At 55.2% G+C, this 25516-nt stretch carries 24 protein-coding genes; 8 read left to right on the top strand and 16 right to left on the bottom strand.

Annotation, left to right across the window (positions count from 1 at the left end):
• The 7 genes from AC2FIC_RS12785 to iscR form a co-directional block, all read right to left on the bottom strand.
• The gene (locus AC2FIC_RS12785) at nucleotides 1-567 is read right to left on the bottom strand and encodes a YIP1 family protein (protein ID WP_496691222.1); all 567 of its coding nucleotides are present in this window, start codon (nucleotides 565-567) and stop codon (nucleotides 1-3) included.
• The gene (locus tag AC2FIC_RS12780) at nucleotides 564-1049 is read right to left on the bottom strand and encodes a YIP1 family protein (RefSeq protein WP_496691221.1); all 486 of its coding nucleotides are present in this window, start codon (nucleotides 1047-1049) and stop codon (nucleotides 564-566) included. The genes AC2FIC_RS12785 and AC2FIC_RS12780 overlap by 4 nt, the downstream gene beginning before the upstream one ends.
• Entirely contained in the window at nucleotides 1049-2329 is a 1281-nt protein-coding gene (sufD, locus tag AC2FIC_RS12775) for a Fe-S cluster assembly protein SufD (protein WP_271947165.1), read from the bottom strand. Before sufD ends, AC2FIC_RS12780 begins: the two co-directional genes overlap by 1 nt.
• A complete protein-coding gene (sufC, locus tag AC2FIC_RS12770; RefSeq protein WP_142633737.1) occupies nucleotides 2329-3084 on the bottom strand; it encodes a Fe-S cluster assembly ATPase SufC in 756 nt (251 codons plus the stop codon). The genes sufD and sufC overlap by 1 nt, the downstream gene beginning before the upstream one ends.
• Nucleotides 3085-3154: 70 nt before the next feature.
• Complete coding sequence (gene sufB, locus AC2FIC_RS12765) at nucleotides 3155-4675, bottom strand: Fe-S cluster assembly protein SufB (protein ID WP_142633735.1); 1521 nt, start codon at nucleotides 4673-4675, stop codon at nucleotides 3155-3157.
• A gap of 18 nt (nucleotides 4676-4693) precedes the next feature.
• On the bottom strand, nucleotides 4694-5773 hold the full coding sequence (locus tag AC2FIC_RS12760; RefSeq protein ID WP_496691220.1) for a cysteine desulfurase family protein: 1080 nt from the start codon (nucleotides 5771-5773) through the stop codon (nucleotides 4694-4696).
• A gap of 48 nt (nucleotides 5774-5821) precedes the next feature.
• Nucleotides 5822-6280 (bottom strand): Fe-S cluster assembly transcriptional regulator IscR, encoded by a 459-nt coding sequence (iscR, locus tag AC2FIC_RS12755; RefSeq protein WP_142633731.1) that lies wholly within the window; start codon nucleotides 6278-6280, stop codon nucleotides 5822-5824.
• Between the two features lie 178 nt (nucleotides 6281-6458).
• Between iscR and AC2FIC_RS12750 the strand changes: the two genes are divergently transcribed.
• Genes AC2FIC_RS12750 through AC2FIC_RS12740 form a run of 3 tightly spaced genes read left to right on the top strand, consistent with a single transcriptional unit; the run spans nucleotide 6459 to nucleotide 8511 of the window.
• Complete coding sequence (locus AC2FIC_RS12750; protein WP_142633729.1) at nucleotides 6459-7112, top strand: alpha/beta hydrolase; 654 nt, start codon at nucleotides 6459-6461, stop codon at nucleotides 7110-7112.
• Entirely contained in the window at nucleotides 7112-7357 is a 246-nt protein-coding gene (locus AC2FIC_RS12745; RefSeq protein WP_142633727.1) for a hypothetical protein, read from the top strand. Before AC2FIC_RS12750 ends, AC2FIC_RS12745 begins: the two co-directional genes overlap by 1 nt.
• Entirely contained in the window at nucleotides 7354-8511 is a 1158-nt protein-coding gene (locus AC2FIC_RS12740; protein ID WP_496691219.1) for an HD domain-containing protein, read from the top strand. The genes AC2FIC_RS12745 and AC2FIC_RS12740 overlap by 4 nt, the downstream gene beginning before the upstream one ends.
• A gap of 54 nt (nucleotides 8512-8565) precedes the next feature.
• On the opposite strand, the gene AC2FIC_RS12735 is transcribed toward AC2FIC_RS12740, so the two are convergent.
• Entirely contained in the window at nucleotides 8566-8697 is a 132-nt protein-coding gene (locus AC2FIC_RS12735; RefSeq protein WP_271947174.1) for a hypothetical protein, read from the bottom strand.
• A 174-nt stretch (nucleotides 8698-8871) separates the two neighbouring features.
• Between AC2FIC_RS12735 and AC2FIC_RS12730 the strand changes: the two genes are divergently transcribed.
• Both AC2FIC_RS12730 and typA read left to right on the top strand, forming a co-directional pair.
• On the top strand, nucleotides 8872-9207 hold the full coding sequence (locus tag AC2FIC_RS12730) for a DMT family transporter (RefSeq protein ID WP_142633723.1): 336 nt from the start codon (nucleotides 8872-8874) through the stop codon (nucleotides 9205-9207).
• A gap of 76 nt (nucleotides 9208-9283) precedes the next feature.
• Nucleotides 9284-11101 carry a translational GTPase TypA gene (gene typA, locus AC2FIC_RS12725; protein ID WP_271947178.1) on the top strand — a complete coding sequence of 606 codons (1818 nt, stop codon included), beginning with the start codon at nucleotides 9284-9286 and terminating at the stop codon, nucleotides 11099-11101.
• A gap of 190 nt (nucleotides 11102-11291) precedes the next feature.
• Here the strand turns inward: typA and AC2FIC_RS12720 are convergent, their stop codons facing one another.
• Complete coding sequence (locus AC2FIC_RS12720) at nucleotides 11292-11462, bottom strand: hypothetical protein (RefSeq protein ID WP_185956608.1); 171 nt, start codon at nucleotides 11460-11462, stop codon at nucleotides 11292-11294.
• Between the two features lie 73 nt (nucleotides 11463-11535).
• On the opposite strand from AC2FIC_RS12720, the gene AC2FIC_RS12715 reads away from it, so the two are divergent.
• Complete coding sequence (locus AC2FIC_RS12715) at nucleotides 11536-12105, top strand: hypothetical protein (protein WP_496870179.1); 570 nt, start codon at nucleotides 11536-11538, stop codon at nucleotides 12103-12105.
• 79 nt (nucleotides 12106-12184) lie between these two features.
• Here the strand turns inward: AC2FIC_RS12715 and AC2FIC_RS12710 are convergent, their stop codons facing one another.
• The 4 genes from AC2FIC_RS12710 to recA all read right to left on the bottom strand — a co-directional run bounded on the left by AC2FIC_RS12710 (nucleotide 12185) and on the right by recA (nucleotide 17380).
• On the bottom strand, nucleotides 12185-12799 hold the full coding sequence (locus AC2FIC_RS12710; protein WP_496691346.1) for a transglutaminase-like cysteine peptidase: 615 nt from the start codon (nucleotides 12797-12799) through the stop codon (nucleotides 12185-12187).
• Nucleotides 12800-13175: 376 nt separating this feature from the next.
• On the bottom strand, nucleotides 13176-13463 hold the full coding sequence (locus AC2FIC_RS12705; RefSeq protein WP_142633718.1) for a DUF1330 domain-containing protein: 288 nt from the start codon (nucleotides 13461-13463) through the stop codon (nucleotides 13176-13178).
• Between the two features lie 4 nt (nucleotides 13464-13467).
• The gene (gene alaS, locus AC2FIC_RS12700; protein ID WP_496691217.1) at nucleotides 13468-16140 is read right to left on the bottom strand and encodes an alanine--tRNA ligase; all 2673 of its coding nucleotides are present in this window, start codon (nucleotides 16138-16140) and stop codon (nucleotides 13468-13470) included.
• Between the two features lie 175 nt (nucleotides 16141-16315).
• A complete protein-coding gene (recA, locus tag AC2FIC_RS12695; protein WP_142633714.1) occupies nucleotides 16316-17380 on the bottom strand; it encodes a recombinase RecA in 1065 nt (354 codons plus the stop codon).
• A 192-nt stretch (nucleotides 17381-17572) separates the two neighbouring features.
• Here recA and AC2FIC_RS12690 point away from each other — a divergent pair, with 192 nt between their 5' ends.
• On the top strand, nucleotides 17573-18166 hold the full coding sequence (locus AC2FIC_RS12690; RefSeq protein WP_496691216.1) for a sulfotransferase family 2 domain-containing protein: 594 nt from the start codon (nucleotides 17573-17575) through the stop codon (nucleotides 18164-18166).
• A 4-nt stretch (nucleotides 18167-18170) separates the two neighbouring features.
• Here AC2FIC_RS12690 and AC2FIC_RS12685 read toward each other — a convergent pair whose 3' ends face one another.
• From AC2FIC_RS12685 to guaB, 3 genes are all read right to left on the bottom strand, one after another.
• Entirely contained in the window at nucleotides 18171-20462 is a 2292-nt protein-coding gene (locus AC2FIC_RS12685) for a hybrid sensor histidine kinase/response regulator (protein WP_496691215.1), read from the bottom strand.
• A gap of 106 nt (nucleotides 20463-20568) precedes the next feature.
• Nucleotides 20569-21726, bottom strand: a complete 1158-nt coding sequence (locus AC2FIC_RS12680) for an RsmB/NOP family class I SAM-dependent RNA methyltransferase (RefSeq protein ID WP_496691214.1) — start codon at nucleotides 21724-21726, stop codon at nucleotides 20569-20571.
• Nucleotides 21727-21804: 78 nt separating this feature from the next.
• On the bottom strand, nucleotides 21805-23253 hold the full coding sequence (guaB, locus tag AC2FIC_RS12675) for an IMP dehydrogenase (protein ID WP_496691213.1): 1449 nt from the start codon (nucleotides 23251-23253) through the stop codon (nucleotides 21805-21807).
• A gap of 217 nt (nucleotides 23254-23470) precedes the next feature.
• On the opposite strand from guaB, the gene AC2FIC_RS12670 reads away from it, so the two are divergent.
• On the top strand, nucleotides 23471-25516 hold the full coding sequence (locus AC2FIC_RS12670) for an ASKHA domain-containing protein (protein WP_496691212.1): 2046 nt from the start codon (nucleotides 23471-23473) through the stop codon (nucleotides 25514-25516).

Raw genomic sequence — 25516 nt, 5'->3', positions numbered from 1 at the left:
CTAAACCGGGCCGTTGGGTGTGAACATGAGGACAAATGAGATTGAAATCAGTGCGGATAACAGAATGACCCCAAAAGATTTCAGCATCGAGTTGAACTTATGAGCTTCATTCAGGAAATGCATTGAGACGTAAAGGCTGACAAGTGCGGTCGCCAGCAAAAACATGACCATCATAAATGGAACAACCATCGAAACGATCAGAGTCACCGACATCGCTGCGATCTGAAGGAATTGCAGCCAGATCGTCAGGATCAGGATATTTTTGAATGTCGCAACGCCCCCTATAGTACGACCAACAAAAAGAAGAGCCACCACGCTGAGCAGCATCGCGCCTGACGAACGCAGAAGGTTCAGAATAACAGGATCAGAAACGGGAAGCGGTTCACCCTGCGGGACAGGGACCATCTGTTCAATACCAATTTGGATGGCACCGTTCAGAACGACAGCCAGAAAGAATGCCAGCCAGACAACTTCACGCCCGGGACGCAGATCCAGCAACCGTCTTGCCGCTTCGGCAGGGTTGGTCAGGGTCAGAACAGCAATCTGACTCAGCACGGCCGGATTCATTCCGCATACCTTTGCGCTTGCCTAAGGCCCGAAAACCAGAACCACAGGAATACGACAAACCAGACCAACCCGACAGTGGTCATGGTTGTCCCCGGACCGATAAAACCAGCGACAAGGCCGTTCAGCAAAATCAACGGCGTCGAGGATAGCAACGCCCAGAACAGAGCCAACCTTGCGCCATAGGAAGTCCCCTTTCCGCCGAACAGACGCGCCGCACCGTGGGACACGAAGGCCAGAAGGTAGAAGAACAGCGGCAAGATAATGACCGTTCCAAGCAAGGCACCGCCCAACAGCATGTTAAGTTCGAGGTCTTCGAGATGCGCCCGTCGGGACAAACGTGGCAGTTGCGCAATGAATGCCACCACGCAGAACGCCATTACAAAGACCAAAGCGCGGTCCTCACGTTCGCCCAAATCCAAAAGCCGGCTTACAACCCGGCCTGGTCCACGGTATGTGGCCACTATATCCGTCGTTACCGGCATCAGCTTCGCCGAGAAAGCCAGCCTTCAAGGCGGTCAACCATAGCCTCCGCAAGGCCTTCATCCTCGATCTCTTCCACAGCCTCGGCCAGGAACGACAAGGTCAGCAAATTTGTTGCCTCTTTGACGGGCACACCCCGAGACCGCAGGTAGAACAGAGCCGTTTCATCAAGCGCACCTGATGTCGAACCGTGCGAACAGACAACGTCATCGGCATAGATCTCAAGCTCGGGCTTGGCGAGGAACTGACTATCATCATCCAGTAGCAAAGACTGGCTGATCTGATACCCATCTGTTTTCTGAGCGCCCTCTTTCACAAGGATCTTGCCCTGAAACACGCCGGTCGCGCCGTTGCGCAGCACCTTCTTGAACACCTGGCGGCTTTCGCAACCAACCGCGTCATGGGTGACGAATACCGTGTCGTCATGGTGAAAGTCGCCATCTCCGACGCAGGCACCGGCCACGTGCGCCACCGCATCATCGCCGGTCAATTCGATCACCTGTTCGTTCCGGGTCAGAACACCGTTCATGGTCAGGGTGAAGGATTTGTAGACAGAATTGGCACCCAACCGTGTAAACATATGCGTCGCCGCACGACGCTCGTGGTCACGACCCTGGGCCCGCACATGGTGCAGCGAGCCACCATCGGCAATGTCAATTTCCATACATTTGTTGAAACGCGATGCCGCCGGCCCGTTTTCGAGAATGGTAACCTCGGCGTCAGTTTCGACCCGTACTACGTGATGCAGGATCGCATCCGAATCCTCGGACGCATGGCGATAGATCAGGCTGATCGGTTTCGATGGCTTACCGGTCACATGGATGGCCACGCCGTCTGATGCAAATGCGGTGTTCAATGCGGCCAGCGGGCGCTGAACCGGAACTTGTCCATTCGCTTCAAGAACGCCATACAAGTCTTTGGCCCAATGGATATCTTTGCAGCAAATATCTTCAAGCCGGTCGATCGAAACACCTTCGAGCGTCAGATCATCGGACTCTTCGGGATTGAACACTCCGTCAACGAAGACAATCTTTAAGCGGTCGAATTCATCGAACATTTGCGGCTCGTCCGACTCGAACAGCGCCGCATGCGCTGCATCAGCCGATACGAGCGTATCGGGTTGGGTGTATTTCCAGTACTCGTCGCGCCGGCTGGGCAAGCCCATTTGGCGCACACGGGCAATCGCATCCTCGCGCGCAGCGCGAGTACATCCAGCATCGGGCAACGACAGGACGGCCAGCCGCTCCTCCGTCGCAGTCTGTTTTGCTTGGGGCAACGCCATCAGTTCACCTCGGCCAAAATGTCGGCATAACCGTTGTTTTCGACCTCAAGTGCCAACTCAGGACCGCCAGTTTTTACAATCCGCCCATCGGCCATGATATGTACGACATCAGGTTTGATGTGGTCCAGAAGGCGCTGATAATGCGTGATAACAAGGAAGCCACGCGCTTCGTCGCGCAGCGCGTTCACGCCCTCTGCAACCAATTTCATCGCGTCTACATCCAAACCGGAATCTGTCTCGTCCAGAATGCACATTTTGGGCTCTAGCATGGCCATTTGCAGTATTTCGTTGCGCTTTTTCTCACCGCCAGAAAAGCCAACATTCACAGGGCGCTTCAGCATATCCGCATCGATCTTTAACGATTTGGCCTTGGCGCGCACCTCTTTCAGGAAATCGGCTGCCGAAAGCTCTTCTTCCCCACGGGCCTTGCGCTGTGAATTCACAGCGGTGCGCAGAAAGGTCATGTTGCCAACGCCCGGGATTTCGACTGGATATTGGAACGCCAGGAAAACACCAGCTGCTGCGCGCTCTTCCGGTTCCATCTCGAACAGGTTCTCACCACCAAGGGTCGCCGAGCCTTCGGTCACTTCATACCCATCCCGACCGGACAGCACATAGCTGAGCGTCGATTTGCCCGAGCCATTTGGCCCCATGATCGCATGTACCTTGCCAGCCTCAACCTTCAGGTCGACACCTTTGAGGATTTGCTTGTCTTCTTCTTCAAGTTTGACGTGCAGGTTTTTGATTTCCAGCATGTTTATTTCCTTTGGCGTATCGCAAGAGGGTCATGCCCCCTGTATGTTCTGAATTCAGGGAAAGTCGGGATTAACCCACAGATCCTTCGAGACTGATGGCCACCAACTGCTGGGCCTCCATCGCAAATTCCATTGGCAGTGCCTGTAGCACGTCCTTGCAGAACCCGTTGACAACAAGGGCCACGGCCTCTTCCTCGTCCATTCCGCGCTGACGGCAATAGAACAGCTGATCATCATCGACCTTCGACGTCGTCGCTTCATGCTCGACGCGCGATGAGTTGTTCTTGACCTCGATATAGGGCACCGTATGCGCCCCGCATTTGTCACCGATCAGCAAGCTGTCACACTGGGTGTAATTGCGGCTGTCCTTGGCTTTCGGATGCATCGAGACCAACCCGCGATAGGTGTTCTGCGCCTTGCCCGCGCTGATCCCTTTCGAAACGATCCGAGACTTGGTGTTCTTGCCGAGGTGGATCATCTTGGTGCCAGTGTCGGCCTGCTGATAGTTATTGGCAATCGCGATCGAATAGAACTCACCTTGGCTTTCATTGCCGCGCAGGATGCAGGACGGGTATTTCCATGTCACGGCAGAGCCGGTCTCCACCTGCGTCCACATCACCTTGGACCGGTCGCCGCGGCAATCCGCGCGCTTGGTCACAAAGTTATAGATGCCACCCTTGCCATTCTCATCCCCGGGGTACCAGTTTTGAACGGTCGAGTATTTTACCTCGGCATCTTCCTCGATAATGATTTCGACCACGGCAGCATGCAGCTGCGCAGTGTCGCGCTGAGGCGCAGTACAGCCTTCCAAGTAGCTGACATAGCTGCCTTTATCGGCAATGATCAGGGTACGTTCAAACTGACCGGTGTTCTCCGCATTGATGCGGAAATAGGTGCTCAGCTCCATCGGGCAGCGTACGCCCGGTGGGATGTAGACAAATGACCCGTCCGAGAACACGGCCGAGTTCAGCGTTGCATAGAAATTATCGGATACTGGAACCACGGTGCCCAGGTATTTCTTGACCAGCTCGGGGTGTTCCCTGATCGCTTCAGAGATCGAGCAGAAGATCACACCTGCCTTTTTCAATTCCGCCTGAAAAGTTGTGCCAACGGACACCGAGTCGAACACCGCATCCACGGCCACTTTGCGCCCTTCGGCGGGCATATCCTCGGCACCTTCGACGCCAGCCAGAATCATCTGTTCTTTCAGTGGGATACCAAGCTTTTCGTAAGTGGCCAGCAGCTTCGGATCCACCTCATCCAGCGATTTCGGCTTTACCTCCATCGATTTCGGACGGGCATAGTAATACTGGTTCTGGAAGTCGATTTCGGGATAGCTGACCATCGCCCATTTCGGCTCTTCCATCTTGGTCCAGCGTTCGAACGCGGCCAGACGCCATTCGGTCATCCATTCCGGTTCTTCATTCTTGTCCGAGATCAGACGGACGATATCGGGGTTCACGCCTTTTGGGGCGTATTCCATCTCAATATCGGTGTTCCAGCCGTATTTATAGGTTCCGGCCTCGCGCACCGCATCAACGGTTTCCTGATCGACACCTTCTTTTACCTGAGTCTGGTCCAAAGCGGCCATGACTTATCCTCCGTCAGATCACGCGGCACGCGCGCGATGCTTTTTCTCTTTTTCCAGCCACGTATCCGCGAAACGCAGCACATCATCTTCTGTCGTCCAAGGGCCGAGCGATACGCGAATTGCGCTGGCTGCCGTTACCTCGTCATATCCCATTGCCGTCAGAACTCGGCTGGTCTTTACCTTGCCACTTGAACAGGCCGAACCTGCGCTGATCGCAAATCCAGCCAGATCCATCTGCATAACCTGCGTCTCCCCTTTCCATCCGGGAGTTGCAAAACACAAAGTGTTGGGGAGTCGCTCCTGATCTTTCCCGACAAAAATAGTCGCTTTCGATCCGGCCTCAAGAGCGTTCTCTAGAATATTTCTAAATTTAGCAACATTTTCCCAAACACCGTTAGCCAGATCTTTCACTGCGGCCTCGGCAGCGGCACCAAAACCCGCGATTCCAACAACGTTTTCCGTCCCGGAGCGCCGGCCCATTTCCTGCCCGCCACCAACAGCAAGCGGGTTGATGTCCAGCCCTTGTTTTAGGATCAGAGCGCCAACACCCTTAGGACCGCCGATTTTATGCGCCGAAAGAACCGCCATATCCGCATCGCTCCAGGCGAAGGAAAAGGGTATACGGCCAACAGCCTGCGTAATATCCAGCAACAACCAATCGGCGCGCCGTGCGCCATAGGGCCACTGACCTTCGACCTTTTTCGGTGGCAAGGTAACGATACCTGTTTCCGAATTCGCCAACCCCATTGCTAAGATGTGACCAGGTCCGAACGGGCGTTCGTTGCAGTTCGATAGATCAAGATGCGACCAAAGCGCGTCATGCGCCGTTGTATCGACGAACACATCGCAATTATTCGGTCTATTTTGCAGGACCCGAGCCGCTTCGGTCGCACCTGAGGTGAAAATAACTTCCTGCGGTCGGCACCCGACAGCTTCGGCCACCTGCGCCCGTGCACGCTCGACCATGGCCTTTGCCGCTCGTCCTTCAGCGTGAACCGAGGAAGGGTTACCGATCTGATCCATTGCCGTGATCATCGCATCGCGCGCTTCGGGGCGAATTGGCGTTGTGGCGTTATGATCAAGGTAAACACGATTCATGGATGCACCTTTTGGCAACCAAAGAGACTTGGACAAAGCAAATTCATCTTACTCGTCCACGACCGCGAACAGATTGGGAACAGCCGGACAGGGTGCCAAGTCGTTCCTGATCACATCAGAAAGCCGCGTTTGATGCAGAAACACATAAACATGGGCACTTAGCCCTTCCCACAATCGGTTGGTCAGCGATTGCGCACGACTGCCCGATGAGGCCCCCGATGCCCCTGCCCCCTTTTTCAACGCGTCTACAGTTTCGTCGACGGCGGACAGAATTTCGACTACACGGATTTCCGACGCAGGGCGCGCCAACCGATAACCTCCGCCCGGACCGCGCACTGACGAGACAAGCTCGGCCCGGCGCAACTTTACGAACAGCTGTTCAAGATAAGGCAACGAGATGTCCTGCCGTTCGGAAATTTCGCTCAGCGTTACCAGTCCGTCAGAAGACTGAAGAGCGATATCAGCCAAGGCCACCATCGCGTAACGACCCTTGGTCGAAAGCTTCATTCTCATTCCCTTATGGCAGTTAACGCGCGAAATCATTGACGCCGCCGCTGCCAGTGCGTATCTCCGACTGACAGCGCCCTTGCGCCGACTATCACAATTAGAACCGTTCTAAGGTGTCCGACGATTATCGTCAAGTATTTCCGGACACCCAGAAGAAAAAGACAGGACCTATGCACACATGCCCGAGGTGATTTTTCCCGGACCCGAAGGCCGCCTGGAAGGCCGCTACCACCCGCAAAAGGAAAAAGACGCACCGATCGCCATCGTGTTGCACCCGCATCCTCAATTTGGCGGGACCATGAACAACAAGGTGGTCTATAATCTGCACTATGCGTTCTACAACATGGGTTTCACCGTGTTGCGGTTCAACTTTCGCGGTGTTGGCCGCAGCCAGGGCGAATATGACCAGGGCGTAGGCGAGCTGAGTGATGCGGCATCGGCACTGGACTACCTGCAGTCGATGAACAACAATTCGAAACACTGCTGGGTCGCAGGGTTCTCGTTCGGAGCCTGGATCGGGATGCAACTGCTTATGCGCCGCCCTGAGATTACCGGTTTCATCAGCGTTTCTCCGCCAGCCAACATGTATGATTTCTCGTTCCTGGCGCCCTGCCCCTCTTCGGGTCTGATTATCAACGGATCCTCTGATCGGGTAGCCCCGCCTGCAGACACCACTGCATTGGTTAACAAGCTGCATGAACAGAAGGGCATCACAATCACCCATAACGAAGTTGAGGGTGCAGACCACTTCTTTCAGGATCGCCACATGGATACGCTGATCACTGATGTAAGTGACTATGTGAAACGGCGGCTGACAGAGAACACGCGCTAATGTCCGACACGATCATCAGGCTTGCTTCCAAGCTGGCCGAAGACACAATGAAAGTGATGGACGAAACCGGAAACGACCGCTTCTTCATGGAAGTTGGCGAAGTGATCGGGGCGTCCTCACAAACATTGGAAGAAGCATTCCTGACCGAGATCCGTGTCCGGATGGCCGAACGTAAGGCCCGCAAGTTTGTCGTCGAGAAATTGACCGAACATCGGTCAAAACTGAAAGCTATAGAAAAACAATGACGCAAAGATTGTCCGCGCAAATCGACTTCCTTAAACGCGCGGACAGGCTGAAATCTGTCAATCGTGCCAACGCCTTGTTGGATCAGTCCCGCCCAGAGAACGCGGCTGAGCATAGTTGGCAACTGGCGCTTTGGGCCCTGGTTTTGGAACCGCTTGCCGGGTCAGACGTGAATATCGACCGCGTGATCAAAATGCTACTGCTGCATGATCTGGTCGAAATCATCGTAGGCGATCACCCGATTCACCTGAAAACAGATTGGAAAGCACTGGAATTGGCGGAACAAACAGCTGCTGAAGAGCTGTTTGGCATGCTGCCTGCGGATCAGGCCACGACGTTTCTTGCTCTTTGGCAAGAATTCGAAGCCGACGCCACTCCGGACGCGAAATTCGCCAAGATTCTGGATCGGTCGCAACCGATGTTTCAGGTGCTGTGTGCAGAACGGCCAAACCCAGAGCATTTAGCTGTCGTGAATGACAACCTGAAACAAGGTCGCGCTGCCTATCTGCAACAAGCTTTCCCGGACGCATATAATCTTGCCCAAGCGCTGCTGAATGGAGGCAAACTCGAAACCTCCGCGCTTTCTCTGCGTTTGGGTTTCTTGACCGAAACTGACCAACTCAAATCGGTTCAGCGCGCATCGCGTCTGCTCTATGATAACCGGTTTGAGAATTCAGCCGAACATTCCTGGCACATCATGCTTTTTGCCTGGGTCCTGTCCGAATATGCAGCCTCATCCGTTTCTGTAAACCGCGCCCTCAGAATGCTTTTGCTGCACGACATTGTTGAAATTGACGCCGGTGATCACCCAATTCATGGGCAGGTCGACCACGCGGCACAAGCCGCCGAGGAACTTGCTGCGGCGCAAAGGTTGTTTGGAATGCTCCCAGAGGTGCAAAATCAAGAATTCATGTCGATCTGGCAGGAGTTTGAACAGGCTGAAAGCCCCGATGCCTGTTTCGCCAAAGCGATTGATCGCTTCCAAACCCCGGTTGGCAACCTCGAGACAGGAGGCGGTTCCTGGATTGATTACAACGTCACATACGAGCAAATCCACAGCCGTGTGGGCACGGTGATTATTCCCGGTGCACCAGCCCTGTGGGCATGGCTGGATCCGTTGCTTCGGGGTTACTTTTCTGAGACTGCAGAAGGCTGAAAACACAGCGGAAAAAGGAGCATAACACCCCTTTTTCCTGTATTCGGCAGTCGCTTAAACCGATGTACCAATCAATCGCTCAACATTTCGGGCTGCTTTTGTTTCGACGGACCCCCCGCCAGCAAGCCACCCAAGCGCAACAATAAGTGCCGAAAGAGCGATGACGTATTTTGCAAATTTCGTCATGGCGATACTCATAAAAAAACACGATAAAACCCGGACAAAGTATCACATTGCCGAAAATCCACATAGTCGGGTAATCCTGACCCCTGACGGATGCCTGTAAACTCCTGCTATCGCTTGCGCGTATCGGTCATTTCGTGCTCAACCCAATGCAACCTTATTGAATGCGAGACCACCGTGCCCAAAGCATATCTTCTACTGCTGTTGGCAGTTGTTGCCGAAACGATTGGTACAACTGCACTTCAGGCCAGCCAGCAATTCAGCCGGTTCTGGCCGTCAGTGCTTGTGGTTGTTGGCTATGGAATTGCCTTTTATCTGATGGCCCTCACGCTCAAATACATGCCGGTTGGTATCGTCTATGCAATCTGGTCCGGTCTTGGAATCGTGCTGATTGCCATCATCGGTTTCATTGTCTTTGGTCAGAGGCTGGATTTACCCGGGATCGCTGGACTCAGCATGATTTTGGGTGGAATACTAATCATACACCTCTTTTCCGGTACAGCAGGACACTGACGATCGGTTAGGGCTGGCATATTTCGCCGAGCCGCGTTATGCGCGCGTCAACTTCCCGTTCAAAGGCTGACCTCTCATGGACCTGCGCAATATCGCAATCATCGCTCACGTGGACCACGGCAAAACAACGCTGGTCGATGAGCTGCTAAAACAATCCGGTGCGTTCCGGGAAAATCAGGCTGTCGCAGAACGCGCCATGGACAGCAATGACCTCGAGCGTGAGCGTGGTATCACCATCCTTGCAAAGGCCACTTCGGTGGAATGGAAAGGCACGCGGATCAATATCGTCGATACGCCGGGCCACGCCGATTTCGGCGGCGAGGTTGAGCGTATCCTCAGCATGGTCGACGGCGTTGTCCTGCTGGTCGATGCTGCCGAAGGTCCGATGCCTCAGACCAAATTCGTGACCTCCAAGGCGCTGGCGCTGGGTCTGCGTCCGATTGTGGTGCTGAACAAAGTCGACAAGCCCGACGCCGAACCAGACCGCGCGCTGGACGAATGCTTTGATCTGTTCGCAAACCTTGGTGCGGATGACGATCAGCTTGATTTCCCTTCAATGTACGCCTCAGGCCGGTCGGGCTGGGCAGATATGGAGCTGGAAGGACCCCGCAAGGATCTGTCAGCACTCTTCGACCTGATCGTTGACCACGTCCCAGCTCCCAAACAGATCGAACGCAAGGACGAACCCTTCCGGATGCTTGCCACGACACTGGGCAGCGACCCGTTCATCGGCCGCATTCTGACTGGCCGTGTCGAAAGTGGTACGCTTAAGGCAGGTGACACCCTCAAGGCGCTCAGCCGGGATGGAACACTTATCGAGAACTTCCGCGCCTCAAAAATCTTGGCTTTCCGCGGTTTGGGGCAGCAACCCATTGATGTGGCCGAGGCGGGCGATATCGTCACCATCGCAGGTATGAGCAAAGCGACCGTGGCAGATTCGCTTGTTGCCCCACAGGTCGAAGACGCTCTGCCCGCGCAGCCGATCGACCCGCCGACAATCACAGTGACCTTTGGTATCAACGATTCGCCCCTTGCCGGCCGAGACGGTAAAAAGGTTCAGTCCCGTGTCATTCGCGACCGTTTGATGAAAGAAGCAGAATCAAACGTCGCCATTCGCATTACCGACACGCCGGGCGGTGAGGCCTTCGAAGTTGCGGGACGCGGCGAATTGCAGATGGGTGTTCTGATCGAAAACATGCGCCGCGAAGGGTTCGAGCTGAGTATCTCTCGCCCACAGGTACTTTTCCGCGAAGAAGACGGTCAGCGCCTAGAGCCCATCGAAGAAGTCACCATTGACGTGGATGACGAGTATTCCGGCTCGGTCATTGAAAAGATAACAGGTGTCCGCAAAGGTGAACTGGCCGAGATGCGGCCTGCTGGTACGGGCAAAACCCGCATCATCGCCCATGTGCCGTCACGCGGGTTGATCGGTTATCACGGTGAATTTCTGACAGATACACGCGGTACTGGCGTTTTGAACCGTGTGTTCCACGACTGGGCACCGCATAAAGGGCAAATTCCGGGCCGCCGCGCAGGCGTTCTGATCTCGATGGAGAACGGACAGGCAGTTGCCTATGCCCTTTGGAACCTCGAAGAGCGTGGCCGCATGTTTGTTGGCCCTCAGACCGATGTATATCAGGGTATGGTTATCGGCGAGCATTCGCGCGACAACGATCTTGAGGTTAACCCGCTGAAGGGGAAAAAGCTGACCAACGTCCGGGCCAGCGGATCGGATGACGCTGTGCGCCTGACACCCCATATTCAGTTCTCGTTGGAAGAGGCGATCGCCTATATCGACGATGACGAACTTGTCGAAGTGACCCCGAACGCAATCCGTCTGCGCAAACGCTTTCTGGATCCGCACGAGCGCAAGCGTATGGCAAGATCTGCCTGATCATTGCAGTGATGCAGTTCACAGATTGGAAACAATAACACAATCGTGACATATTTGCGCACACGCGTATTAAGGCCCATCCTGGAAGGCTCGCTCTCAAAGCGGGCCTTCTTTTTGTTTTACCTACACTTTCTTCTTTAAGTTGTTTCACTTTTAACATTCACAATTTTAGGAAACTTGTAATTCTGGCTCAAAAGGGATGTATTTGTGTCCAAAGTATGGCACCTGTTTGCCTGCCAAGTTTTGAGTAATGAGTATCAAGGAGTAGCGCCATGCGCATTAAGTCTCGCTTACTTTCAATAGTATTTGTTTCAGCAACATTCCCAGTTATTTCAGCTGTATCCGCTTCAGCTTCAGACATGTGTACAATACGAACAGCCAAACAGTCGGTATCGACTGAAACGCTTTGTGCATGTTCTGTTGTAGACGCCCGGATGCTGCGCTATTTGCAGCGACGCTCAGATTTCGAGGACATCTTGTCCCGTACATTGGAGAGTTGCCCAGCTTTTGCAGCAGTTCTGACTGACTTTCCAACCGCATCTATTCTCGGAAATGAGCAACGATCAGGAGACGGCCCTGCTGATGAAAATGGCGGTGGTGGTTCAGGCGGTGGCGGCGGCGGCGGTGGTACCGGCGGCGGCGGCGGTGGTGGTACCGGCGGCGGCGGCGATGGTGACGACGGCGACGATGGTGACGACGGCGACGGTGGTGACGGTGGTGACGGCGGCGACGGTGGTGACGGCGGCGAAGGTGGCGACGGCGGCGACGGTGGTGACGGCGGCGAAGGTGGCGACGGCGGCGACGGTGGTGACGGCGGCGAAGGTGGTGACGGCGGCGAAGGTGGCGACGGCGGCGAAGGTGGCGACGGCGGCGAAGGTGGCGACGGCGGCGAAGGTGGTGACGGTGGACCCAAGGGCAACCGTTCTGGCCATAGCGACGGAACCAATCCAGGCGGCCAATCTCAGAACCCGAACGGTACCAACAATCCGGGCAACCCCAAGTAAGTTAATTTAGGTACTACAGAAAATGGCGAAGCAGCAGCTTCGCCATTTTTGCATTCTAACCAGCTGAGATTAGCTTTCCTCAGCTTCTGCCGAAGACCCCAACCCATTTACTGGGCCGCCGAGGGTCCTGCATCCGCAGAAACAGATATCGTGTCGCCGACCAGGGCTTGATGCGGTTGGTCAAGTTATCCAGAACCAGATCGCCACTGGCCGAGCGATAAACCAAAACCGCATGAGAATTTCGCTGCGTATCCAGTACAGTTGCGATCAAAAGTTTGCTCGGATCGACGCCCGCACGGATAAGATCCCTTTTCTTCAACAGAGCAAAGTCTTCGCAATCTCCACCGCGCGAAGTCGGCAGTGCCCAACGTTCACGAGTTCTATATTGGGCCTGATCAGTAACTGAGCGGGTGGTCGCGTTTACCTGCCGGTTGACCTTTTTGATGATCTGCATCTCTTGCTGGCTCGACATTGAATTCGAAGCCTTGCTGGAACATGCCCAAGAGTATTGACGGCACAGTTGCCGCGCTCCAGACGGCGGGGGCGATGATGCGACTGTGCGGATAAAGTTGCCTTCCCGCGCTTGCGCATCTGGTGCCACAACCGAGGTCCCCAACACCAATGCGAGGATTCCTAAAGTTCTACCAAAACCAGTCCAGATCCGCGCATTAACGGCCCTAAATTCCGTACCCATGGTCGCCATGCCTGTCCCTCGATCCGTGTTTTCCCTGCGATTGCCGCAAAACAGGACCATATTCCGTTTTCCGAAACTATCGGTAAACACGCCTAATTGTGCAATCTGTCTCAAATCTTGCAACGAAAAGAGGCGGAATTCCGTCATTGAAAATGGCATTTTTGGGTAAGAATCTGGCGCTGCTCGCCACATTCGAAACACGAACCCCTTGGCAGGCCCGACATCAAGACCTGTTAACTACTTGTAAATAAAAAATTTATGGGACTTCAGGTCGACGCTTGCCGCAACGTCATAATTGGGCGGCCATCTTTTGGCTGAAAACCGCCCAATGAATAAGCTGACAGGGGTATTAAATCCCTGATCGCACGGGGTGATTCTAATCTGTGATCTCTACGACCACCAATTCCCGCTCACTTGCACCACGCGCGTGATCCAGTGCTTGCTGATATTCCACCGAATTATAACACTCTACAGCGGCTTCCAATGAGGGGAATTTGGCGACAACGTTGCGCGGCCGTTCTTTGCCTTCCAACTGCACGTATCGCGCAGCACGCGCGATAAACGCACCACCGTGTTTGGCAATCGCAGGCCCGGCGAGCTCGGCATATTTTCCATAGGATTCGGCGTCGGTAACACTGACATGTGCAATCCAAAGTGCGGACATTTTGTTAACCTCCAAGAATATTCTTTGCAGCCTTGATCGCGGCATCAGCATTCGAAGCGTCCTTGCCACCACCCTGCGCCATGTCAGGGCGTCCACCGCCACCTTTTCCACCAAGTTCAGCAACCGCCGCCCGAACCAGATCCACGGCCGAGATTGCATCCGTCAGATCAGCTGTGACACCGGCCGCGACGGCTGCTTTGCCGCCCGTATCCGCTATCAGCAACACAGCACCCGATCCAAGTCGGCTTTTGTGTTCGTCGATCAGCGCGGGTAAGTCCTTGCCAGATACGCCAGTAAGGGACTGAGCCAAGAACGAGATACCGTTTACCGTTTTGGCCTCAGCGCTACCGCCCTGCCCCGAACCACCAGCCATCGCGAGATCGCGGCGCAGCTGCGCAACTTCATTTTGAAGGGATTTACGTTCATCCAACAGAGCTTTGACACGAGATACAACGTCATCCGGTTGCGCTTTCAGTTCAGATGCGATCTGCCCCAAACGTTGGTCCTGGTCGGTCAGGTAAACCATGGCTTCGTCACCGGTAAGCGCTTCGATCCGCCGGACACCGGCACTGCTGGCGCTATCCCCCAATACAACAAGCGCGCCAATATCACCGGTCTGGCGAACATGCGTTCCACCACACAGTTCGATCGACCAGGTCTCACCATCCTGGCCTTTGCCAGTTGGCGCTTTGCCCATCGAAACCACGCGAACTTCGTCGCCGTATTTCTCACCGAAAAGGGCCTGCGCACCCAGTTCCCGGGCATCATCTGGTGTCATGATCCGGGTCTCGACGGTCGAGTTCTGGCGGATGAAAGCGTTGACCGAGCGTTCAACTTGCCGAATTTCCTCGGGGCTCATCGCCTTTGAGTGGCTGAAATCAAACCGCAGCCGGTCGGCGGCATTCAAAGAGCCGCGCTGCGCAACATGGTCACCCAGTGTTTCCCGCAATGCTTCGTGCAGCAAATGTGTGGCCGAATGGTTGGCCCGGATGGCGGTGCGGCGAACATGGTCTACCTCAAGCTCAACTGCGTCTCCCTTGGACAAGGTACCGTGATCGACCGTGACCCGATGAGCATAGATTTTGCCATCCGCAAATTTCCGGGTGTCCTCGACCCGCGCGACATCATCACGCTCTTCCAAACGACGAATTTCGCCGGTGTCTCCTATCTGACCACCGGATTCACCATAAAACGGGGTTTGGTTCACAACGACCCAGCCGGAACAACCTGTCTCGATCTTGTCGACCAAAGCGCCATCCACGACCATTGCCGCGACCTGTCCTTCAGCCTTTTCTGTATCGTATCCAAGAAAATCCGTAGCGCCCGCGATATCCAGAACGTCAAACCAAACGGCTTGGTCCGCTGCTTCCCCCGATCCCGCCCAGGCAGCGCGTGCCTTGGCCTTTTGCTCGGCCATCGCCGTATCAAACCCGTCGGTATCAACCGTCCGGCCTTTTTCACGCAGTGCATCTTGTGTCAGATCAAGCGGAAAACCGTATGTATCATACAGCTTGAAAGCGGCCTCTCCAGACAGTGCCGCACCCTCTGGCAGGTCAGAGACCTCGTCATCCAACAACTTCAGGCCGCGATCCAATGTTTGCTTAAAGCGGGTTTCTTCCAGCAACAGCGTCTCTTCGATCAGCGACTGAGCCTGGCCAAGTTCGGTGTACTGAGCACCCATCAGTTGGACCAATGTCGGCACCAGCTGATACATCACCGGATCCTTCGCACCCAACAGATGCGCATGCCGCATCGCACGACGCATGATCCGCCGCAGCACATAGCCGCGCCCGTCATTGCTGGGCATTACCCCGTCTGCAATCAGGAACGAGGTCGACCGCAGGTGATCCGCAATCACGCGGTGATGTACGTTCTGATCTCCATAGGGATCGACATTGGTGGCACTCGCCGAGGCCTCGATCAGGGTCTTGAACAGATCGGTGTCATAATTGTCATGGCTTCCTTGCAATAGGGCACCAATCCGCTCCAGCCCCATCCCGGTGTCGATAGACTGCATGTCGAGCTCGACCATCGAGCCGTCCTCGAACTGTTCGTTCTGCATGAAAACGATGTTCCAGATTTCGATGAACCGGTCACCGTCTTCCTCAGGCGAACCCGGAGGGCCGCCCCAGATATGATCCCCGTGGTCGTAGAAAATCTCGGTGCAGGGACCGCACGGGCCGGTCGGTCCCATCTGCCAGAAATTGTCACTGGTTGCGATACGGATGATCCGATCTTCGGGGACGCCCACCTTCTTCCACATCTCGAACGCTTCGTCATCGGTGTGGTAAACCGTTGTCAGAAGGCGGTTTTTATCGACACCGAATTCCTTGGTGATCAATTCCCATGCGAATGGAATTGCTTCGGGCTTGAAGTAATCGCCGAACGAAAAATTGCCCAACATCTCAAAGAATGTGTGGTGACGCGCAGTATAGCCGACATTGTCTAGGTCGTTGTGCTTGCCACCGGCCCGAACACATTTCTGTGCTGTCGTCGCGCGCTGATAGTCACGGGTTTCGACACCGGTGAACAGGTTTTTGAACTGCACCATACCCGAGTTGACGAACATCAATGTTGGGTCGTTGCGCGGCACCAGGGGACTGGATGCCACTACTTCGTGCCCCTGTTTGGCAAAGTAGTTCAAAAAGGTCGATCGGATTTCGTTCAACGTTGACATAGGGCTCTCTCGGCGCGCAATCAGTTTGTTTCAAAAAGGGTTTATCCGCCTCCCCCGGGATAGTCCACAGGCGAGCGTTGCAGAACGGAACAAGGCGGCCCCGACGGACCGCCTTGTTCGGAATATGGTTCGTTCTTAGGAAAGAGCTGCGAAAATCACTTTCTTCCCGAACCACTTATGCCTCGAGGATATCATCCTCTTCCGCGCCGGGCGGTACATCGAATTCCAGCCCATGTGCCGCGCGAATCTTGTCCTCGATCTCAAACGCGATGCGGTTGTTGTCGCGCAGATACTGCTTGGCATTCTCACGCCCCTGCCCGATCCGCTCATCACCATAACTGAACCACGAACCCGATTTCTCGACCACACCGGCCTTGACGCCCAGATCCAGCAGCTCGCCCATTTTACTGATGCCTTCGCCATACATGATGTCGAATTCAACTTGCTTGAAGGGCGGTGCCACTTTGTTTTTAACGACCTTCACACGGGTCTGGTTGCCAACAACCTCATCCCGGTCCTTGATCGCACCGATCCGACGAATATCCAAACGGACCGAGCTGTAGAATTTCAGGGCGTTACCACCGGTGGTGGTTTCCGGGCTGCCGAACATCACGCCGATTTTCATCCGGATTTGGTTGATGAAGATCACCATACAGTTCGAGCGGCTGATCGAACCCGTCAGTTTACGCATTGCCTGGCTCATCAGCCGGGCCTGCACACCAACGCTGCTGTCGCCCATATCGCCTTCGAGTTCAGATTTCGGCGTCAGCGCCGCGACCGAGTCAACCACGACCATGTTAACCGCGCCCGAACGGACCAGCGTATCGGTAATCTCAAGCGCCTGTTCGCCAGTGTCAGGTTGCGAAATCAGCAACTCGTCCAGATCGACGCCCAGTTTGCGCGCATATTGCGGGTCCAACGCATGTTCCGCATCGACAAATGCGCATACACCGCCATGTTTCTGCTGTTCTGCGATGCAGTGCAGTGTCAGCGTTGTTTTGCCTGAACTTTCCGGGCCATAGATTTCAACGATCCGGCCCATCGGCAGGCCGCCGATTCCCAGAGCGATATCCAGACCCAGCGATCCGGTCGAACTGGCGTCGATGTCCTGCTTGGAATCCTCGCCCAGCTTCATGATCGAGCCTTTGCCGAACTGCCGTTCGATCTGTGCCAGCGCGCTGTCGAGCGCCTTTTGCTTATCTGCGTTTTTCTTGTCGCTCATCGTCAGAAGATCCGCCATTGTCCTGTCGCCTTCCCTTTTGTCACACCCTTGAACGGGCGGCAATCGCTGCTTTGTTCGCCTCTTGTTCCTTATGGGACCAAAAAGAGAACATTTCAACTAAAACTTACATTACTTACTGTTCTGTAATTGTATTAAGGAGTCGTTTACGCCAATCTGAGCTGGAGATAATTACTGCCGATGGACGAATAAATGCTTGTTTTTTATAAAGAACGCCTTGCGTTTCTGGCTGTCCCAAAAACCGGCAGCACCGCTTATCATACGGCTTTGCGGGACCGTGCCGATCTGGTTGTCACCGATCCGCCAAATCTGAAACACGCACCTGTCCGCCGGTATGATCGGTTTTTCCAGAACATTTTCCGTAAAATGTACGATACTGAGATGGAAATCATGGCGGTTGTTCGTGAACCGGTCGATTGGCTGGGCAGTTGGTACAGGTTTCGCGGCCGCCAAGAGCGTCTTGACCACCCGCATTCAACACATGACCTGAGCTTTGATGATTTCATCCAGGCCTATATGCGCACACCCCGACCTGAATTTGCCGATGTCGGCAGTCAGAGCCAATTTTTTCGCACCCGCAACAACGGGCGTGGCGCCACCCATGTCTTCAAATATGAAAACCAGGACAAAATTCTCGATTTCCTGCAAAACCGCTTGAATATGGATATCCGGCTGCAACGCGAAAACGTGTCACCCACACGAGACCTAACACTGGGCGCAGAGACATTGACCAAGTTCCGCAACACACACTCCGCGGAATTCGATTGCCACGCCTCGGCACTTTGAAACCCTAATTGATCTGCTGAAAAACAGCTTCGGTCAGTTGGTTTAGTGAAAATGGTTTGGGCAGGAAAGTTGAATCGGAAATCTCTGGTCCGGAATCGCCAAACGCACCCTCTGTGTATCCAGACATGAATATGACCCGGACATCTGGCCTGCTCTGCTTAGCCATACGAACCCAGGTCGGACCATCCAATCCGGGCATGACCACATCGGTGACGAATGCGTCAACATTCAATGTGCCATCTTCGAGAAGCCTCAGAGCCTCTTCTCCCGAATCGGCCTCGAGCACAGTGTAGCCTTTCAACCTCAGTGCGCGGGTAGCAAAGGCCCGAACCGGGGCTTCGTCTTCGACCAGCAGCACGACACCCTCACCCTGGCGAACCGTTGGATTCTCAGGGGATTGCGCAGGCGCTGCCTCGGTTTTTTGGGGGGCGGTTGAAACCGGCAGGTACACAATAAACTCGGTCCCTCTCCCCTGAATGCTGTCGACAAAAATAAAACCGCCGGTTTGCTTTACAATTCCGTAGACAGTCGACAGGCCCAAACCTGTCCCCTCACCCGTGCGTTTGGTTGTAAAGAAAGGCTCGAACACTTTCTGTAGCTTATCGGGGGCAATCCCCGTACCGCTATCAATGACTTTGACGGTGACGTATTCACCAGGTTGTACCGTAGCGCGATCCCTTGTGAAGCGTTCTGTCAGCACGACCACTTCGGTTTCGATCCTGACCTCACCACCTTCAGGCATTGCATCGCGGGCATTTACGACAAGGTTCATCAACACCTGCTCTAGCTGGCGTTTATCCGCACGAACCGCTTTCAGAACGGGATCGTGGCTGAGTGTCAGCTTAACCTTTTCTCCGACCAGACGATTTAGCAGATGAATAAGGTCTGAGATCGTATCTCTGAGATCCAGAATTTCCGGCTGCAAAGTCTGTTTGCGCGAAAAGGCCAGCAGTTGGCTCACCAAAGCTGCAGCGCGGTTTGCGTTCTGATTGATTTGTACAAGATCCCCGTAGTCAGGGTCATTCTGATCGTGCCGCAAAAGCAGAAGATCGCAATGTCCGGAAATCGCCGTTAGTAAATTGTTGAAATCATGCGCTACACCCCCAGCCAGTTGGCCAACGGCCTGCATTTTTTGTCCTTGCACAAATTGCGCCTCTAAAGTCTTGAGTTCGGTAGCATCATTCAGAACCGCAATCAGTCTGACTTCTCCCTCGCTCAGCACACGTTTCAATGTGACCTGTACGAATATCTCGCGGTCTTCCCGTGTCAGCCTCAGGAATTCAGATCGTGGAACGGCGCCCTCATTTGAAGCCTGCGTCAGCCAATCCAGAACCGGATACCCCAGACCATGCATGATATGCACAACATTGGATTCTCCGGGCTCTATGTTTCCGACAAGACGCGTTGCCAGCCTGTTGGCCTCAAGGATGCTCCCGTCGGGAGACAGGGTCATTACCGGGACCGGAAGATCCACAAATGACGCGCCAATTCCACTTTCCTGTGCACGATCAAGCGGTAGAACAAGCAAATCGCGCGTGGTTCCCGACCGAGACAGTTCGGCCATCGTAGCCGGAATTGGCCCCTGTGCCGTCTGTACCTGCACAACCTCACCCAATTCGGGCTGAGCGCCAGTCAGAACCTGTGCAAGGTTGTCGGGTCGTTGCCCTAGGATTTGTTCCGCCGCCCCGTTGATCCGCAGCAATGCTCCGTTTCTGCCTTCGGTCAAAATGGGTACAGGCACAGCATCCCACTGACCTGTTCCATCCAGATGAAACCGCCAAAAGAAAAAGTTATTCCCAACACCGAGAACAGAAATCGGTACGGTTGTCTCTAAAGTGACAACGTCTTCTCTTGCACGGCCATGGATCTCGGCCAAAGACTGCAGGCGCAGCAGAATTGCCGACGGGTTGGCAAAAATAGACTTTAGACCTTCATCCAGCCGGTTGCCGGGAAAAACATGGAGCTGAGCCCGGGCATGAGAATTGCAAATCAGAACATCACCCTGTGCATTGGCAATCGCGCAAGGGTACAGCTCTTCTTCGGCAAAAACCTCCATAACCCTAAGCTCTCGACGTACCGAGTCTTCGGAAATCAGCGCCCTCACCACGACCAACAGTGATGCAGCAAGCAAAGACACACCTGCCACCACAAGGCCGAGATTCCAGGCTTGGGGAATGATTCCTGCCAGCGGCAGCAGTGAGAGCAACACCCCTAGCGCAACCAATGGTGCTAGACGCAAACCGCTTGGTGAATTTCGTAACTTTGGGTCAGAATAGAAATCTGCGGTATCGGACATTAACTACTCAACTTGCCGGGCTAGGTGTAACCCAACGCAAAAGGGTTAACGCCCACTTAACTAACAAAGTGAGCAATTCTCCTTTAGGTTGCTATTTGTCCGACGACTACCGCGTCAAGTGTGACGTGAAAAACCCGTCAGTACCGTGTGATACATACCACGTTTTGCGAAACGTCTCGGTCCATTCGGGGTGCGCCGCCACGAAGGCATCGACCAATTTACCGTTTTCGACCTCGAGCATGGAACATGTTGCATAGGCAAGAACACCCGCTGGCCCCACCAAAGGCGCGACATCATCAAGGATCGTCCGCTGTGTTTCCGTAAGCCGGTTCAGTCCATCTTGTGTAAGAGACCATTTTCCCGCCGGGGCGCGACGCCAGGATCCGCTGCCAGAACAGGGGGCATCCGTCAGCACAATGTCGAATGGTGCCTGCGCAGAGATCTCGTCATTGGTCAGAAGTGTTATCTGTGCACCCGCTCTCTCGGCCCGGGCGGGCAAATCACGCATTCGCGCCGCATTAACGTCATGCGCGAACACATCTACACCGCGATGCGCGGCCAAGGCCAAGGCTTTGCCGCCACCGCCGGAACAATAATCCAGAACCCGCATTCCGGGGTTTAAGTCTAATGATTCAACCACGGCCTGGCTCGCCGCATCCTGCAGTTCGACCAACCCATCAGTATAGGCACGGCTTCCTGAGATTTTCCGCTCGCCCTCGACAACTTCGAGTGCGGTCGAACAAGCGGGATGTGGCCTCGCTTGGATGCCGTCCGCCAGCAAGACCGAGACCGCCTGATCGACACGTGACTTAACCAGATTGACCCGCAAATGAATCGGGGCCCGAGCTCGCAATGCCTCGGCCACTGGAAGGGTCAAATCACCCAAAGACTCTTGAAAGGTTGGCCAAAGCCATTCCGGTATGTCGTATTTCTGGGCGTCGGAATCACATGGTTTAGCCTGTTCGTGTTCTTCCAAACTGGCCGGAGCGTACCCTTCGCCATTGAATATCTGATCCAGATCGACTTCTTGCATGCGCATCGCGCCGATCATCAACCCCCGACCAGTTTCCACTCCACCTGCCGCCGCAAATGACCTTTTGCACCGCAAAGCACCAAACACGTGGTCGCGAATAGCAGCCCTGTCTTTGGAACCGGCGAAACGGCTGCGCCGCGCCCAACCGGTCAGGGCCTTTTCGACCGGGGCACCCGAAAGAATCTGATCAAGAATTTCGATGGAGGCCTGAACACGTGCGGCGGGGGTCATTTCATTCTCCGTTATAGTGCAGGGCAAAAACGCAAAGCGGCGCCCTCACCGGGGCGCCGCAGTTCAGGTTCCGGCAATTTACATCACTCGATAATTCGGGCTTTCGCGTGTGATTTGCACGTCATGCACATGGCTCTCCTTCAGGCCAGCCCCTGTGATTCTGACGAAGTTGCAGTTCTTTCGCATCTCTTCGACCGTGGCGCAGCCGGTATAACCCATGGCTGCGCGCAGGCCGCCGACCAGTTGATGCACAACCGCGCTGGCCGAGCCCTTGTAAGGCACCTGCCCTTCGATCCCTTCGGGCACCAGCTTGTCGCTGGCGGCATCCTTCTGGAAATAGCGATCCGCAGAGCCACGTGCCATCGCGCCTAGACTGCCCATGCCGCGATAAGATTTGAACGACCGGCCCTGATACAGGATCACTTCGCCCGGGCTTTCATCTGTTCCTGCGATCATCGAGCCAACCATGGCACAGGACGCACCCGCCGCAATCGCCTTGGCAAAATCGCCCGAGAATTTGATACCACCATCTGCGATAACCGGCACATCGCCGGCGGCCGCGGCGCAATCCATGATCGCAGTCAGCTGCGGCACGCCCACACCGGCCACCATCCGCGTAGTACAGATCGAACCCGGCCCGATCCCCACCTTGATGGCATCCGCGCCTGCGTCGATCAGCGCCTTGGTTGCGTCCCCAGTGGCGACGTTACCGGCAATGATCTGCACCTCGTTCGACAGGGTCTTGACCCGCTTCACCGCGTCCAGCACCCCTTGAGAATGCCCATGAGCGGTGTCTACAACGATAATGTCGACACCGGAATCCACCAGTTGTTCGGATCGTTCGAAACCAGAGTCACCAACCGACGTCGCTGCCGCGACTCTCAGACGCCCCAGCCGGTCCTTGCAGGCCGTTGGGTTCAGCACCGCCTGTTCGGTATCTTTCAAAGTCAGAAGACCCGTCAGCTTGCCCGCCCCGTCCACAACCAGAAGCTTTTCGATCCGTCGCGCGCGCATCAGGCTTTTGGCCTCTTCCAGATCGGCGGGTTCCTGAAGCATCGCCAGATTGTCCGAGGTCATCATCGCGTGAACCGGCGTATCATCCGAAGTCGCAAAACGCATATCACGGTTGGTCAGAATACCGACCACGCGGCCTTCTTCGTCCACCACGGGAAAGCCGGTGAAGTTATAACGCTGCACCAACGCGTTGGCGTCCGTCAGCGTCTGATCTACCCGCAGTGTCACCGGGTTGTAAACAATACCGGATTCAAATCTCTTGACCCGCCGAACCTCTCGGGCCTGTTCTTCGATCGACAGGTTCTTGTGCACCACGCCGATGCCGCCCGCCTGCGCCATGGCGATGGCCATGCGCGCCTCGGTCACCGTGTCCATCGCCGAGCTGAGCAGCGGGATGTTCATGGTGATTTCCCGCGTCACGCGCGTGGTCGTATCCGCCGTGGCCGGCAGCACAGAAGATGCGCCCGGAACCAGAAGAACGTCGTCAAAGGTGAGTGCCTCACGAATCTGCATCTGTTAACCCCATGCAAAAGCCCGTTTGACGGTGACCCTATTACATGGATTTAACCTAAGGAAAAGCCCCCGACATAAACTAGTTTTTACCTGCTGGTCGGTGCTGCGGCAAAAAACGACGCAACGCACACAAAACGTGCCGCTGAATGGCCTTTCCCTTTGCGTACAAAACCATATCTTGCCCGACATAGGCGCGAATATAAAAGGCAGGCCAATCATGACCACCGACCCTCTTGTTGTCTTTACCCCATCGGGCAAACGCGGGCACTTTCCCGTAGGCACTCCGGTTCTGACTGCGGCACGGCAACTGGGTGTGGATCTGGATTCCGTTTGCGGTGGACGCGGGATTTGTTCGAAATGCCAGATCACACCAAGCTATGGCGAGTTTCCCAAGCACGGCGTGACCGTAGCCGACGGTGCACTAAGCGAATGGAACGCGGTTGAACAGCGCTATGACGACAAGCGCGGATTGAAACCCGGCCGCCGTCTTGGATGTCAGGCCACGGTTCAGGGGGATGTGGTGATCGACGTGCCACCAGAAAGCCAGGTGCACCGTCAGGTCGTACGCAAGGCCGCCACAGCACGCGCCATCACAATGGATCCGGCCACCCGGCTGTATTTTGTTGCGGTAGAAGAACCCGACATGCATTCACCAACCGGCGATCTGGAACGTCTGGAACGCGCGCTGCGCGAGCAATGGAACGTCGAGGCCGTTACGGCTGATCTTTCCTTGTTGTCCAAACTGCAGCCCATATTGCGCAAGGGTAAGTGGGAGGTCACCGTTGCGGTGCATAAAGGCCACAAGGACGAGGTCGCACGGATCGTGGAAATCTGGCCTGGATTGCACGAGAACGGACTTTTCGGTCTGGCCATCGACCTCGGCTCTACCACGATTGCAGCTCACCTGACCGATCTGGACACAGGCGAGGTCAAGGCATCTTCGGGCCTGATGAACCCCCAAATCCGCTTTGGCGAAGACCTGATGAGCCGCGTGTCCTATTCGATGATGAACCCCGGCGGCGACAAAGAGATGACCCGAGCCGTTCGAGAAGCGATAAACGATCTGACTACATCCATCGCGGATGAGGCCGGGATTGACGCCAACCTGATTGTCGAAACGGTGTTCGTCTGTAACCCGGTCATGCACCATCTGCTGCTTGGGCTGGATCCGGTCGAGCTGGGCCAAGCGCCCTTTGCCTTGGCTACGTCCGAAAGCATGTCTTTGCCCGCGCGCGAAATGAATCTGACCAACATGAACCCACGTGCGCAGGTCTACATCCTGCCCTGCATTGCGGGTCATGTGGGTGCGGATTGTGCGGCGGTTGCCTTGTCGGAAGAGCCCGGTAAATCCGAAGATCTGGTTCTGATCGTCGATGTCGGTACGAACGCCGAAATTCTGCTGGGCAATACCAGCCGGGTTCTGGCGTGCTCCTCACCGACTGGTCCGGCCTTTGAAGGCGCGCAGATCAGCTCTGGTCAGCGTGCCGCCCCCGGTGCGATTGAACGGATCGAAATTGATCCTGTCACTAAAGAACCCCGTTTTCGCGTCATCGGGTCCGAGAAATGGTCGGATGAAGAGGGTTTTGATCAAGACATCGCAACCACTGGCATCAGTGGCATCTGTGGATCAGGCATTATTGAAGCCGTGGCGGAAATGCGTATGGCGGGTTTGCTGGATGAAAGCGGCTTGATCGGATCCGCAGAACAAACGGGCACATCACGCAACGTCCCTGAGGGGCGCACCCATTCCTATCTGATCCACGACGCAAGCGCCGAAGGCGGCCCACGTATCACAGTCACTCAGGGCGATATTCGCGCGATTCAACTGGCGAAATCCGCGCTTTATGCAGGCGCGCGGCTTTTGATGGACGAAATGAACGTGGATACTGTCGACCGCATTGTTCTTGCTGGTGCCTTCGGCGCGCATATCTCGACCAAACATGCCATGGTTCTGGGAATGATCCCCGATGCGCCCTTGAACAAGGTCTCAAGCGCGGGCAACGCCGCCGGTACGGGCGCCCGGATCGCCCTTTGCAACATCGGGTCGCGGAGTGAAATTGAACGTGTAGTGCGCGAAATCACCAAGGTTGAAACCGCCATCGAGCCCAAGTTTCAGGATCATTTCGTGGCAGCGAACGCGATACCCCACAAAACCGACCCATTCCCGGAATTGGCACAGGTGGTCACCCTGCCCGCGCCCTCGTTCAACACCGGTGGTGGAGATCAGGAAAACTCTGGCCGCCGCCGTCGCCGGAGGTCATAG

The organism is Ruegeria sp. CDSC079, from assembly GCF_059610505.1.
This window is presented reverse-complemented; position numbering and strand designations above follow the sequence as displayed.

Bases quoted from the DNA above. Each gene is read 5' to 3' on its own strand.
- alaS (WP_496691217.1), bottom strand. From the start codon at position 16,140: ATGTCAACGTTGAACGAAATCCGATCGACCTTTTTGAACTACTTTGCC.
- iscR (WP_142633731.1), bottom strand. From the start codon at position 6,280: ATGAAGCTTTCGACCAAGGGTCGTTACGCGATGGTGGCCTTGGCTGAT.
- AC2FIC_RS12710 (WP_496691346.1), bottom strand. From the start codon at position 12,799: ATGGGTACGGAATTTAGGGCCGTTAATGCGCGGATCTGGACTGGTTTT.
- sufB (WP_142633735.1), bottom strand. From the start codon at position 4,675: ATGGCCGCTTTGGACCAGACTCAGGTAAAAGAAGGTGTCGATCAGGAA.
- AC2FIC_RS12760 (WP_496691220.1), bottom strand. From the start codon at position 5,773: ATGAATCGTGTTTACCTTGATCATAACGCCACAACGCCAATTCGCCCC.
- AC2FIC_RS12780 (WP_496691221.1), bottom strand. From the start codon at position 1,049: ATGCCGGTAACGACGGATATAGTGGCCACATACCGTGGACCAGGCCGG.
- AC2FIC_RS12680 (WP_496691214.1), bottom strand. From the start codon at position 21,726: ATGACCCCCGCCGCACGTGTTCAGGCCTCCATCGAAATTCTTGATCAG.
- AC2FIC_RS12685 (WP_496691215.1), bottom strand. From the start codon at position 20,462: ATGTCCGATACCGCAGATTTCTATTCTGACCCAAAGTTACGAAATTCA.
- AC2FIC_RS12785 (WP_496691222.1), bottom strand. From the start codon at position 567: ATGAATCCGGCCGTGCTGAGTCAGATTGCTGTTCTGACCCTGACCAAC.
- recA (WP_142633714.1), bottom strand. From the start codon at position 17,380: ATGGCGGATCTTCTGACGATGAGCGACAAGAAAAACGCAGATAAGCAA.
- sufC (WP_142633737.1), bottom strand. From the start codon at position 3,084: ATGCTGGAAATCAAAAACCTGCACGTCAAACTTGAAGAAGAAGACAAG.
- AC2FIC_RS12720 (WP_185956608.1), bottom strand. From the start codon at position 11,462: ATGTCTGAAGCTGAAGCGGATACAGCTGAAATAACTGGGAATGTTGCT.
- guaB (WP_496691213.1), bottom strand. From the start codon at position 23,253: ATGCAGATTCGTGAGGCACTCACCTTTGACGACGTTCTTCTGGTTCCG.
- sufD (WP_271947165.1), bottom strand. From the start codon at position 2,329: ATGGCGTTGCCCCAAGCAAAACAGACTGCGACGGAGGAGCGGCTGGCC.
- AC2FIC_RS12705 (WP_142633718.1), bottom strand. From the start codon at position 13,463: ATGTCCGCACTTTGGATTGCACATGTCAGTGTTACCGACGCCGAATCC.
- AC2FIC_RS12690 (WP_496691216.1), top strand. From the start codon at position 17,573: ATGCTTGTTTTTTATAAAGAACGCCTTGCGTTTCTGGCTGTCCCAAAA.
- AC2FIC_RS12715 (WP_496870179.1), top strand. From the start codon at position 11,536: ATGCTGCGCTATTTGCAGCGACGCTCAGATTTCGAGGACATCTTGTCC.
- AC2FIC_RS12670 (WP_496691212.1), top strand. From the start codon at position 23,471: ATGACCACCGACCCTCTTGTTGTCTTTACCCCATCGGGCAAACGCGGG.
- typA (WP_271947178.1), top strand. From the start codon at position 9,284: ATGGACCTGCGCAATATCGCAATCATCGCTCACGTGGACCACGGCAAA.
- AC2FIC_RS12745 (WP_142633727.1), top strand. From the start codon at position 7,112: ATGTCCGACACGATCATCAGGCTTGCTTCCAAGCTGGCCGAAGACACA.
- AC2FIC_RS12735 (WP_271947174.1), bottom strand. From the start codon at position 8,697: ATGACGAAATTTGCAAAATACGTCATCGCTCTTTCGGCACTTATTGTT.
- AC2FIC_RS12750 (WP_142633729.1), top strand. From the start codon at position 6,459: ATGCCCGAGGTGATTTTTCCCGGACCCGAAGGCCGCCTGGAAGGCCGC.
- AC2FIC_RS12740 (WP_496691219.1), top strand. From the start codon at position 7,354: ATGACGCAAAGATTGTCCGCGCAAATCGACTTCCTTAAACGCGCGGAC.